The following is a 12,441-nucleotide window of genomic DNA, read 5'->3' as shown; positions in this document are numbered from 1 at the left end:
CTCGGTCATTTTTAAACCAACAGTTGGTACTTTTAACCACGCTTGATTTTTGCACCATGTTCCACGTGGAACGTCCCGCTATTTTGATCGACACCCGCTTTTAAACTGAGCTATGGTGCTACATCTTCCTAACTGACTCTGGATCTGTCACCGAATGGAATTTTCCTTGTTCGGCGAGAAGTTCACTCGCCACGCCGGTATTACCCAACTCATGGATGACCTCAATCAGGGGCTGACCAATCCGGACGCCATCATGCTGGGTGGCGGCAATCCTGCCCCCATCCCCGCCATGCTGGAACGCTTTCAGGCCGAGGCCAAGAGCCTGCTCGACAACGGCGAGCTGGTGAAAGCGATGGCCAACTACGACGGCCCCCAGGGCAAAGATCGGTTCACCAAGGCGCTGGCCGCCCTGCTCAGCAAGGAGCTGGGCTGGGATATCTCGGCCCGCAATATCGCCCTGACCAACGGCAGTCAGAATGCCTTCTTCTACCTGTTCAACCTGCTGGCTGGCGAATTTGCCGATGGCCGCAAGAAGAAGGTGCTGTTCCCGCTCGCTCCCGAATACATCGGCTATGCCGACTCGGCGCTGGCCGACGACTACTTCGTGGCCTACAAGCCCACCATCGAGAAGCTGCCCGATGGCCAGTTCAAATACCACGTGGATTTCGAGAGCCTGCAGGTGGGTGACGACATAGGGGTGATCTGCGTCTCCCGCCCCACCAACCCCACCGGCAATGTGCTGACCGACGAAGAGATCGAACACCTCGACCAGATTGCCCGCGACAAGGGGATTCCGCTGCTGATCGACAACGCCTACGGCGTGCCCTTCCCGGGCATCATCTTCAGCGAGGCCAAGCCGTTCTGGAACGCCAATACCATCCTCTGCATGAGCCTCTCCAAGCTCGGCCTGCCAGGCACCCGCTGCGGCATCGTCATCGCCGACGAGAAGATCATTCAGGCAATCACCAACCTGAGTGGCATCATCAATCTGGCGCCGGGCAGTCTGGGTCCCGCCATCACCATCCCGATGATCGAGAGCGGCGAGATCATCGCCCTCAGCGAACAGGTGGTGAAACCCTTCTATCGGCAGAAGGCGGAGCTGGCGGTGCAACTGCTGCGCGAAGCGATCCCCGATCCGCGCTTCCACATCCACAAGCCGGAAGGCGCCCTCTTCCTCTGGCTCTGGTTCGAGGGTTTACCGATCCACTGTCAGGAGCTCTATGAGCGACTGAAGGCGAAGAACCTGCTGATCGTGCCGGGTCACTACTTCTTCCCCGGCATCGACGACCCAGAGTGGCGCCACAGCCAGGAGTGCATCCGCCTCAACTACTCCCAAAGCGAGGAGCTGGTTCGCCGCGGCATCGCCATTCTGGCCGATGAAATAAACGCCCTCTACGCCGGCTAAGTCAGTCCGGCCAGCCAAAAACAGAAAGGCCTGCATCTGCAGGCCTTTATTGTTTATCGCGATCCGGTTTGCTTAGCCGGGCAGCGCCAGCTGCTCGGGTTTGCCGATGGGGATGGTGCGGGGCTTGAGCGCCTCCGGCAGTTCGCGCGCCAGATCGATGGTCAACAGACCATGCTCCAGCTTGGCGCCCTGCACTTCCACGTGCTGGCTCAGCTTGAAGGCGAGCTCGAAGTCACGCTCGGCAATCCCCTGATGGAGGAACTGACGCTCACCGGCCGCAGCCCCTTTGCGCCCCTTCACCTTGAGGGTGCCGTTTTCGGTCTCCAGCTCCAGCTCTTCGCGCTCGAAGCCAGCCACGGCGACCGTGATGCGATAGCCATCCTGATCGCGCTTTTCAATGTTGTACGGGGGATAAGCGGCGGTCTTCTGCTCGAACAGACCTTCCAGCTCACGGGCCATCCGCTCGAAGCCGACGGCGTTGGAATAGAGATGAGAAAAATCGAGGTTACGCATAATCCTATCCTTCTAATAAGCAACAGGTTCAACTCTCCACAGGCCCGTTATCGGCACCTGGGAAATTTTAAAATTTCAGTGAATTCAGGCTATCAGCCGTTGATCTCGATCTTGCGCGGCTTCATCGCCTCGGGCACCTCACGAACCAGCTCGATGTGCAGCAAGCCGTTTTTCAGGTCGGCCCCTTTCACCCGCACATAGTCGGCCAGCTGGAAGCGGCGCTCGAAACCACGTTCGGCGATCCCCTGATAGAGATAGTTGCGCCCGGTGTCGGCCTGCTTATTGCCCTTCACCGTCAACAGATTTTCCTGGAAGCTCAGCTCCAGCTCTTCCTGGGTAAAGCCCGCCACCGCCATGCTGATGCGGTAGTCGTTGTCACCCAACTGCTCGATGTTGTAGGGGGGATAACCGGCATTGCCATTGCTGGCCGCAGATTCGATGAGATTAGCCAGACGATCGAAACCGATGGCAGAACGATAGAGTGGAGAAAAGTCGATAGAACGCATAGTATTACCCTCTTGTGAGCGATAACGGATTGTTTGCCCTCCTAATGGACGGGCACCTGGTCGAAACCTCTGTCGAGCATTCCGGCCTTGTTACCTATATAGGGGCTCACTTTTTCCTTTCAAGGGGATTTTTTCAAATTTTTTAAATGGCCTCACCGACCTTTGGCACATCAACCAGTTGGCCCGATAGTGATGATAATCGACCCGTGGGCCACTGATGGCAATGCGCTCCGCACCCCATAATTGGTTGCATATCCACCAGCCAACATGGAGCCATCCCATGAAGATTACCCAGGTTCGCAACGCCACCCTGCTGCTCAACTATGCCGGCACCCGCTTTCTGATCGACCCCATGCTCTCTGCCAAGTGGGCCTTCCCCGGCTTTGAGGGCACCGCCAACAGCCATCTGCGCAATCCGCTGGTCGAGCTGCCGCTATCGATCGATGAGCTGGTCGATGTGGACGCCGTTATCGTCACCCACGACCATCCCGACCACTGGGATGACGCCGCCAGAGCCCAGATCCCCAAGCATCTGCCGCTCTTGGTACAACATCAGAAAGATGCCGATGCCATTCGTGCCAGTGGCTTTGAGGATGTGCGCCTGCTGAGCGACCAGCCCGAGTTTGCCGGCATTCGCCTGCAGCAGACCGGTGGCCAACACGGCAGCGACCAGTTGATGGCGGTACTGGGCGAGCGCATGGGAGAGGTATGCGGCGTGGTCTTCACCCACCCCGATGAGCAGTGCCTCTATCTGGCCGGTGATACCATCTGGCATCCCACGGTCGAGCAAGCCCTGCAACAGCATCAGCCTGAGGTCATCATCCTCAACTGTGGCGATGCACAGGTGCCCGGACTCGGTTCCATCATCATGGGCAAGGAGGATGTCGCCGCCGTTTATCAGGCCGCACCGCAAGCCACGCTGATCGCCAGCCATATGGAGGCGGTCAACCACGCCGTGCTGTCACGCCTAGAGCTGCGCGACTATCTGTCGGAACGGGGCATGATGGATCGGGTACGGGTGCCAGAAGATGGCGAGGCGATATCGCTGTGACCCGCAGGAGGGCCATGCCAGAGATGGCCCTTCGGCTTTCACTACCGAACGATTATGATGAGTGGTCTGAGCGCAGAGAGGAGCCAACACCATGACCACCCCGATCGTTGCCGTGGTGACCTTCGATCACTTCAGCCCTTTTCACTGCGCCGTCCCCTGCCTCATCTTCGGTGATATCCTGCCGGGCCAGCCGCTGTTCGAGCTCAAGATCTGCTGCGGTGATGGCAACCCTCATTCACACTCGGCGCAAGGATTCACCATTCAGGCTCCTCATGGGCTGGAGGTGCTGGCCGAGGCGGAGATCATCGTCATCCCCTTCTGGCACGACCCGGCAGCACGGCCACCAGCAGCGCTGCTCGATGCCCTGATTGCCGCCAGAGCCAGAGGTGCCCGGCTGGTCGGGCTCTGCCTCGGTACCTATGTGCTCGCCTACGCCGGGCTGCTCAATGGTCGCAAGGCATCGACCCACTGGGAGTACGAGCAAGATTTCTGCCACCGCTTTCCCTGCGTGCAGCTCGATACCAACGCCCTCTATGTGGATGACGAAGGGCTTGTCACCTCGGCAGGCACTGCCGCCGGGCTGGACTGCTGCCTCTATCTGGTACGCCAGTACCACGGCTCGGCCATCGCCAACAAGGTGGCACGGCGGCTGGTGATCCCGCCCCACCGGGAAGGGGGTCAGGCCCAGTTTATCGAGCAGCCGGTGCCCGCCTCCACCCGCGATGTCCGGATGAACCAGTTGCTCGACCACCTGCGTGCCCATCTGGCCGAACCCCACACCCTGGATTCTCTGGCAGACCTCACCCTAATGAGTAGACGCACCTTTACCCGCCGTTTTCATCAGGCAACCGGCCTCTCGGTGGGTGAATGGCTGCTGGCGGAACGGCTCAGGCGCAGTCAGGAGCTGCTGGAGGTAAGCGGCCATTCCATCGATCGCATCGCCGAGCTGGTTGGCTTCAAGAGTGCCACCTCCCTGCGCAATCACTTCCGTGCCCGCTTTGCCATCTCCCCCAGCGAGTGGCGACGATCTTTTCGTGGCCAAAACCACTGATACACAGACTCGATGTTTCACGTGGAACGTGCAACTCCTTCCGCCCAAAAACAAAAAGCCGCTCACAGGGAGCGGCTTTTTTATATCGGGCTGACAGCGTCGATTAGACGTCGAGGTTGGCTACGCGCAGAGCGTTGGTCTCGATAAAGTCACGACGGGGCTCAACGGCATCACCCATCAGGGTGGAGAAGAGCTGGTCGGCACCGACGGCATCGTCGATGGTGACGCGCAGCATGCGGCGGGCTTCCGGATCCATGGTGGTTTCCCACAGCTGGTCCGGGTTCATCTCGCCCAGCCCTTTATAGCGCTGGATGTAGATGCCGCGCTTGCCTTCGCCCATCAGCCACTCGACCGCTTCGACGAAGCTGGAGACCGGCTTGACCTTCTCGCCACGCTTGATGTAACCGCCTTCCTCGATCAGGTTGGCGATCTCCTTGCCCAGCGAGACCAGCTGACGGTACTCGGAGGATTGCAGGAAGTCGTAGCTGAGCGGATATTCGCGATCAACACCGTGCTGACGTACCACGGCGTGCGGCACGTACAGGCTGCGCTCTTCGTCACGACGAACCTGGATCTGGTACTGGATACCGTGGTTGCTCTCGTTGAGCACGGCTTCCATACCCTGACACCAGGCCAGCAGATCGCTCTCGCTGTTCAGCAGCGCTTCATTCAACTCCGGCTGATAGATCAGTTGGGTCAGCACGGCTTCCGGCGCACGACGAGACATGCGGGTGATCAGGTGAGTCACCGAGCGGTGCTGGTTGACCAGACGCTCCAGTGCCTCGCCACCGATGGCCGGGGCAGACTCGTTGACGTGCAGGGTGGCACCGTCCAGCGCCATGGCGGTCTGGTACTGCAGCAGCGCGTCTTCGTCTTTCAGATACTGCTCCTGCTTGCCCTTCTTCACTTTGTAGAGCGGCGGCTGGGCGATGTAGACGTAGCCACGTTCGATAATTTCCGGCATCTGACGATAGAAGAAGGTCAACAGCAGAGTTCGGATGTGCGCACCATCGACGTCCGCATCGGTCATGATGATGATGTTGTGATAACGCAGCTTGTCCGGATTGTACTCGTCGCGACCGATACCGCAGCCCAGTGCGGTGATCAGGGTGCCCACCTCCTGGGAGGAGATCATCTTGTCGAAACGGGCCTTCTCTACGTTCAGGATCTTGCCCTTGAGCGGCAGGATGGCCTGGTTCTTCCGGTTGCGACCCTGCTTGGCGGAACCGCCAGCAGAGTCCCCTTCCACTATGTAGAGTTCGGAGAGAGCCGGGTCTTTTTCCTGACAGTCAGCCAGCTTGCCGGGCAGACCGGCGATATCCAGCGCGCCTTTGCGGCGGGTCAGTTCGCGAGCCTTGCGGGCCGCTTCACGGGCACGGGCCGCATCGATGATCTTGTTGACCACGATCTTGGCATCGCCCGGGTTTTCCAGCAGGAAGTCAGCCAGCTTCTCACCCATCGCCTGTTCAACGGCGGTCTTCACTTCGGAAGAGACCAGCTTGTCCTTGGTCTGGGAGGAGAACTTGGGATCCGGCACCTTGACGGAGATAACGGCAATCAGACCTTCACGCACGTCGTCGCCACTGGCGGCAGACTTGGCCTTCTTGCTGTAGTCCTCTTTGTCCATATAGGAGTTCAGAGTACGGGTCAGTGCGGTACGGAAGCCAACAAGGTGAGTACCACCATCCCGCTGCGGGATGTTGTTGGTGAAGCAGTAGACCCCTTCCTGATAGGCGTCGTTCCACTGCATCGCCACTTCAACGCCGATACCATCCTGCTCGGTGGTGAAATGGAACACCTTCGGGTGGATCGGGGTCTTGTTCTGGTTCAGGTACTCAACGAACGCTTTGATGCCGCCTTCGTAACAGAAGTGCGCCTCACGGCCGTCACGCTCATCCATCAGACGGATGGAAACACCGGAGTTGAGGAAGGAGAGCTCGCGCAGGCGCTTGGCCAGGATCTCGTAGTGGAACAGGGTGTCGCTGAAGATGGTCGGGCTCGGCCAGAAGCGAACTTCAGTACCGGTGCCGGTGCTGTCGCCAATCTGCTTGAGCGGCGCTTGCGGCTCACCCAGATGATAGGTCTGTTCGTAGACGTGGCCGTTACGACGAATGGTCAGCAGCAGCTTGTCAGAGAGCGCGTTAACAACGGAGACGCCGACGCCGTGCAGACCACCGGAAACCTTGTAGGAGTTGTCATCGAACTTACCGCCAGCGTGCAGCACGGTCATGATGACTTCGGCAGCGGATCGGCCCTCTTCCGGGTGAATATCGACCGGAATACCACGGCCGTTATCGCGCACGGAGACGGAGCCATCGGAATGGATCTTGACCTGAATATCGGAGCAGTAGCCAGCGAGCGCCTCGTCAATGGAGTTATCGACGACCTCGAACACCATGTGGTGCAGACCCGAGCCATCATCCGTATCGCCGATATACATCCCCGGGCGCTTGCGGACCGCATCCAGGCCCTTCAGCACCTTGATATTCGAGGAGTCGTAAGTATTTTCACTCATAGCTTACTCTCTGCCTTCTCTAACGTTTCGGAGATTTTACCCTGTTCCACGTGGAACAACTTGCAGTCATTCGCATCCATCATGTCTGCGAGCTGACCGGTGTCGATGGCGGTGATAAACACCTGGGACGCACACTGCTTCAGCCTTGCGGCCAGCAAGCGGCGCTTGTCGACATCCAGTTCAGAGGCAAAATCGTCAATTAAAAAAATACAGCCACGGCTGCTATGTTGATTCAAATAGAGCCCTTGGGCCAGTCGCATGGCGCAGACCAGCAACTTCAGCTGACCCCGGGACAAAATATCCTGAGCGGGCACCCCGTTCGCCTTGAGACGCACATCGGCTTTCTGTGGACCGACACCGGTATAGCCCAGCGCCCGATCCCGCTCAAACCCCGCCTCCAGCAGATCGCCGAGGGGAGTATCTTTCTCCCAGCCCCGGTAAAAGCCGAGACTGATATCGAATTCCGGCAGAAAATCCGCCGTCATCTCCTTGATCAGGGGCGTAATGGCCTGACAATAACTGGCGCGAAACTCGGCCAGCTCACCACCCAGCCGCACCAACTCCTGATCCCAGAACGCCAGCTGGCGGTATTGGGTGCTCTGGCGCAACAGCGCATTGCGCTGTTTCAGCAGCCGCCGCACTCGTCCCCACAGGGCAAAGAAGGTCGGCTCCTGATGGAAGACACCCCAATCGAGCCAGGCGCGGCGAGCCTGAGGCCCGCCCGTCAGCAAGTTGAAACCATCGGGATGGATCAACTGCACCGGCAACAGCTCCGCCAAATCGGCAAGCCGCTGGGCCTGTGCCCCGGCAATCTTGAGCTGGGTCTCGCCACTCTTGTCTTTGGCAAGACCGATCGGTACCTGACGCCCCTCCAGCTCGCACTGGGCAAACAGGGTAAAGGCCCTCTCCCCCTGGCGGATGACCCGCCCGGTCAAATGAGTGCGAAAGGAGCGCCCCAGACCAAGGTAGTGAATGGCTTCCAGCACACTGGTCTTGCCGCTGCCATTGCACCCGACCAGAATGTTGAGGCCGGGCGACAGCTTGAGACTGGCTTGCTGGATATTGCGAAAGTCGCTGAGCTGGAGTTTGACCAGGGACACGACTAGATCCGCATCGGCATCACCACGTACTGAGCATCCTGATGTTCAAAATCCTCAATAATGGCACTGCTGATGGAATCGCTCAGGCTAATCCGAATTTGGTCACATTTTAACGTATTCAGCACGTCGAGCACATAAGAGACGTTAAAGCCGATCTCCATCTCGCCAGCGGCATATTGTACGTCAAGCAGCTCTTCGGCTTCTTCCTGTTCCGGGTTGTTCGCGGTGATGCGCAGCAGGTTTTCCTGCAGATTGAGACGCACCCCACGGAATTTCTCGTTGGAGAGGATGGCGGCGCGGGCAAACGCCTGACGCAGATCCTCACGACCGGCGATCAGGGCCTTGTCGCTGTTGCGCGGAATGACGCGGCGCCAGTCCGGGAAGCGGCCATCCACCAGCTTGGAGGTGAAGATGAAGCCGTCCAGCGCAGCGCGCAGGTTGCTGCGACCGATCTGCAGACGTACCGGCTTGTCTTCCGCCTCCAGCAGACGCACCAGCTCCAGTACCCCTTTGCGCGGCAGGATAACCTGATGATCGGGCAGCGATTCCCCTACTACCTCGCGGCGGCAGGTGGCCAGACGGTGACCGTCGGTCGCTACGGTGCGCAGACCGTGACCTTCGCTCTCGAACAGCATGCCATTCAGGTAGTAACGCACATCCTGGCTGGCCATGGAGAACTGGGTCGCATCGATCAGCTTCTTCAGCTCCAGCTGGCTGATATCGAACTCGAGCACGGATTCCCAATCCTCGATGTTCGGATACTCGGTCGCCGGCAGGGTCGAGAGGTTGAAGCGGGAACGACCGGACCGGATGATCAGGCGCTCGCCTTCGGTATTGAGACGGATCTCGGCGCCTTCCGGCAGACCACGGCAGATATCCAGCAGCTTGCGCGCCGGTACTGTGGTGCGGCCATCTTCGCTGGCCCCGTTCAGATAGACCTGACCGATCATCTCTACTTCGAGATCGGTACCGGTCAGTGACAGCAGACCGTTGCTGACATCAAGCAGCACGTTGCCGAGTATCGGCAGGGTCGGTCGGCCGCCGAGGGCGCCGGACACCAGTTGCAGAGGACGTAACAGGGCCTCACGGCTAATTTCGAGCTGCATCTGTGCTCTCCGTTGTGATTAGGAGGAAAAGATTCGGATCAGGTTGGAATATTCGCGCTGCATCTGTCCACTCGATTCCGTTATCAGGAAGAAAGGGTACGGATCAGGTTGGAATAGTCCTCCTTGATGTCGTGACTCTCCTCCTTCAGCTGCTCGATCTTGCGGCAGGCATGAAGAACGGTAGTGTGGTCACGGCCACCAAAGGCATCACCTATCTCCGGCAAACTGTGGTTGGTCAGCTCCTTGGCCAGTGCCATCGCCAGTTGGCGCGGACGGGCAACAGAGCGGGAACGACGCTTGGAGAGCAGATCCGCCAGCTTGATCTTGTAGTACTCCGCCACCGTCTTCTGGATATTGTCGATGGTGACCAGCTTCTCCTGCAGTGCCAACAGGTCGCGCAGCGCTTCGCGCACGAAATCGATGTTGATGGCACGGCCGGTAAAGTTGGCGTTGGCTATCACCCGGTTGAGGGCGCCTTCCAGTTCACGGACGTTGGATCGCAGACGTTTGGCGATGAAGAAGGCCACTTCGTCCGGCAGATGGATCTGGTTCTCGTCTGCCTTGCGCATCAGGATCGCGACGCGGGTCTCCAGCTCCGGCGGTTCGATCGCCACGGTCAGGCCCCAGCCGAAGCGGGACTTGAGGCGATCCTCGACACCGTTGATCTCCTTCGGATAGCGATCCGAGGTCAGGATGATCTGCTGGTTACCTTCCAGCAAGGCATTGAAGGTATGGAAGAACTCCTCCTGGGAGCGCTCCTTGTTGGCGAAAAACTGGATGTCATCGATGAGCAGGGCATCGACGCTACGGTAGTAACGCTTGAACTCTTCAATAGCGTTGTTTTGCAGCGCTTTCACCATGTCCTGAACAAACCGCTCGGAGTGCATATAGATGACTTTGGCATCTTTTTTACTCTCCTTGATGGCATTGCCAACGGCGTGCAGCAGGTGGGTTTTACCCAGGCCGGTGCCGCCATAGAGGAACAGCGGGTTGTAAGCACCACCCGGATTGTCCGCTACCTGACGGGCAGCCGCACGCGCCAACTGGTTGGACTTACCCTCGACGAAATTCTCGAAGGTATAGTTCACGTTGGTGTTGCTCTTGTGGTTCGGCTCGGGCTTGGCTTCAGCCTTGCTTTCCCAGCTCTTCTGCAAGTTATTCACAGGCGCGGCACCCTGTACCGGCGCTCTGGCGACAGCAACAGGATGGGGACGATTACCTATATCAAAACGCAGGGCGGGGCCGTCGACCCCGCAGAGTTCGTTGATGATGCCGTTAACCCGGATGAGATACTTGTCTCGTACCCAGTCCAGAACAAAGCGATTCGGTGCATACAGGGTCAGAGTATTGTCACTCAACTCCGCTTGAAGCGGCCGGATCCACATGCTGAATTCTGCCGAGGGCAACTCATCTTGCAGCCGGTTAAGGCACTGCTGCCATAGCGAAGCAGTCACTCTAAACTCCTGTCGATTGATTAACTAAAGACCGGCTATTCTACGTTTTTAGCCGCCGGATCTCCAGCCATCGCCCGGTGGATCCAGCAAATAAGATCCTTGACTTTCAAGGATCCAGCGCCTTTGGATCGGATTTCATCCCCAAAGTTACCCACAGCTTGATCCACCGTCCGGATTGGTCGATCCCGTGCTTCTCTCCTGTTATTTCATATAACCAAATGTCATTTATTTTTTAAATTTTATTCCAATAACATCAGGGCCAAACCAGTTATTACAACTACAAATACAAGACATTGAGAGAGAGAAACACCATGAAAACATCCATCAAACTGATTTCCGGCGCAGCCATCCTGCTCGCCACCCTGTCCGGTCAGGCCATCGCCCAGGAGACCATCAAGGTCGGCATGTCTGGCAAATATTTCCCGTTCACCTTCGTCAAGCAGGACAAGCTGCAAGGCTTTGAAGTGGATATGTGGAACCAGATCGGCGAGCGCACCGGCTACAAGGTCGAATTCGTGACCGCCAGCTTCTCCGGCCTGTTCGGCATGCTGGAAACCGGCCGCATCGACACCATCTCCAACCAGATCACCATCACCGACGAGCGCAAGGCGAAGTACGACTTCTCCCAGCCTTACGTCTATGACGGCGCCCAGATTGTGGTACGCAAGGGCAACAGCACCATCCACGGCATCAAGGATCTGGAAGGCAAGAAGGTGGCCGTGAACCTGGGTTCCAACTTCGAAGAGCTGCTGCGCAAGAACGACCCGAACAAGAAGATCGACATCCGCACCTATGACTCCGCCTTCGAGCAGGATGTCGCCCTGGGTCGCATCGATGCCTTCGTGATGGACCGCGTCTCCACCGCCCAGCTGATCAAAGAGTCCAAGCTGCCGCTGCAACAGGCTGGCGCACCGTTCGAGACTATCGAGAACGCCCTGCCCTTCCTGAAGACCCCGGAGAAACAGGCGCTGCTGAAGAAGGTCGACGAGGCTCTGACCGCCATGCGCAAGGATGGCTCCCTGCGTCAGATCTCCGAGAAATGGTTCGCTTCCGACATCACCGACAAATAAATGATGGAATTTGACCTCGAATACACGCTGGGGCTGTTTCCCATCCTGCTCAAATACCTGGGCACCACGATGGAGATGGCCCTGTGGGGATTCGTGCTAGCACTCGTACTCTCGCTGGCCCTGGCGATAGTACGGGTGTTTCGCGTCCCTGCGATTCACTGGCTGGCGATGCTCTATATCTCGTTCTTTCGGGGTACACCGCTACTCGTTCAGCTGTTCCTGCTCTACTACGGACTGCCGCAACTGTTCCCGATCTTCGTGGGGATGGATGCCTTTACCGCCGCCATCGTCGGTCTGACCCTGCACTTCGCCGCCTACATGGCCGAGTCGATCCGCGCAGCCATCCTCGGCATTCACAAAAGCCAGATGGAAGCGGCGCTCAGTATCGGCATGAGCCGTTATCAGGCGATGCAGCGGATCATCCTGCCGCAGGCAGCCCGCATCGCCACCCCGTCGCTGATGAACTACTTCATCGACATGATCAAAAGCACCTCACTGGCCTTCACCCTGGGAGTGGCCGAGATCATGGGCAAAGCGCAGATGGAAGCCTCCTCTTCCTTCAAGTTCTTCGAGAGCTTTATGGCGGTGGCGCTGATCTACTGGGTGGTGGTGATCTTCTTTACCCGCTTGCAGCATCTGCTGGAAGTCCGTCTCAACCGTGCCTATTAAA

At 58.2% G+C, this 12,441-nt stretch carries 11 protein-coding genes; 5 read left to right on the top strand and 6 right to left on the bottom strand.

The window, feature by feature from the left end:
• The first annotated feature begins 154 nt into the window (after positions 1–154).
• The gene (locus G5332_RS13555; protein ID WP_421311286.1) at positions 155–1,405 is read left to right on the top strand and encodes a valine--pyruvate transaminase; all 1,251 of its coding nucleotides are present in this window, start codon (positions 155–157) and stop codon (positions 1,403–1,405) included.
• Positions 1,406–1,477: 72 nt separating this feature from the next.
• Here G5332_RS13555 and G5332_RS13550 read toward each other — a convergent pair whose 3' ends face one another.
• Positions 1,478–1,918 (bottom strand): Hsp20 family protein, encoded by a 441-nt coding sequence (locus tag G5332_RS13550; protein ID WP_139735959.1) that lies wholly within the window; start codon positions 1,916–1,918, stop codon positions 1,478–1,480.
• A gap of 92 nt (positions 1,919–2,010) precedes the next feature.
• Positions 2,011–2,424, bottom strand: a complete 414-nt coding sequence (locus tag G5332_RS13545; protein WP_005339298.1) for an Hsp20 family protein — start codon at positions 2,422–2,424, stop codon at positions 2,011–2,013.
• A 280-nt stretch (positions 2,425–2,704) separates the two neighbouring features.
• Here G5332_RS13545 and G5332_RS13540 point away from each other — a divergent pair, with 280 nt between their 5' ends.
• Complete coding sequence (locus G5332_RS13540; RefSeq protein ID WP_421311285.1) at positions 2,705–3,475, top strand: MBL fold metallo-hydrolase; 771 nt, start codon at positions 2,705–2,707, stop codon at positions 3,473–3,475.
• 91 nt (positions 3,476–3,566) lie between these two features.
• On the top strand, positions 3,567–4,526 hold the full coding sequence (locus G5332_RS13535) for a helix-turn-helix domain-containing protein (protein WP_319920837.1): 960 nt from the start codon (positions 3,567–3,569) through the stop codon (positions 4,524–4,526).
• A gap of 103 nt (positions 4,527–4,629) precedes the next feature.
• Here the strand turns inward: G5332_RS13535 and gyrB are convergent, their stop codons facing one another.
• The 4 genes from gyrB to dnaA all read right to left on the bottom strand — a co-directional run bounded on the left by gyrB (position 4,630) and on the right by dnaA (position 10,701).
• A complete protein-coding gene (gyrB, locus tag G5332_RS13530) occupies positions 4,630–7,041 on the bottom strand; it encodes a DNA topoisomerase (ATP-hydrolyzing) subunit B (protein ID WP_158114267.1) in 2,412 nt (803 codons plus the stop codon).
• Complete coding sequence (gene recF / locus G5332_RS13525) at positions 7,038–8,141, bottom strand: DNA replication/repair protein RecF (RefSeq protein ID WP_005339305.1); 1,104 nt, start codon at positions 8,139–8,141, stop codon at positions 7,038–7,040. The genes gyrB and recF overlap by 4 nt, the downstream gene beginning before the upstream one ends.
• Before the next feature lie 2 nt (positions 8,142–8,143).
• A complete protein-coding gene (dnaN, locus tag G5332_RS13520; RefSeq protein ID WP_005339306.1) occupies positions 8,144–9,247 on the bottom strand; it encodes a DNA polymerase III subunit beta in 1,104 nt (367 codons plus the stop codon).
• An 83-nt stretch (positions 9,248–9,330) separates the two neighbouring features.
• Positions 9,331–10,701 (bottom strand): chromosomal replication initiator protein DnaA, encoded by a 1,371-nt coding sequence (gene dnaA, locus G5332_RS13515; RefSeq protein WP_005339307.1) that lies wholly within the window; start codon positions 10,699–10,701, stop codon positions 9,331–9,333.
• Positions 10,702–11,012: 311 nt separating this feature from the next.
• Here dnaA and G5332_RS13510 point away from each other — a divergent pair, with 311 nt between their 5' ends.
• Positions 11,013–11,771 carry an amino acid ABC transporter substrate-binding protein gene (locus G5332_RS13510; RefSeq protein WP_005339308.1) on the top strand — a complete coding sequence of 253 codons (759 nt, stop codon included), beginning with the start codon at positions 11,013–11,015 and terminating at the stop codon, positions 11,769–11,771.
• Entirely contained in the window at positions 11,772–12,440 is a 669-nt protein-coding gene (locus tag G5332_RS13505; RefSeq protein ID WP_019445518.1) for an amino acid ABC transporter permease, read from the top strand. It abuts the gene before it with no gap.
• Position 12,441: the final 1 nt, after the last annotated feature.

Origin of the sequence: Aeromonas sp. 603757, assembly GCF_049171255.1 — a bacterium.
In the GTDB taxonomy this organism is placed as follows: Bacteria; Pseudomonadota; Gammaproteobacteria; order Enterobacterales; family Aeromonadaceae; genus Aeromonas; species Aeromonas veronii_A.
The sequence above is the reverse complement of the archived record's forward strand: the minus strand, read 5'-3'. Positions and strand labels throughout refer to the sequence as shown.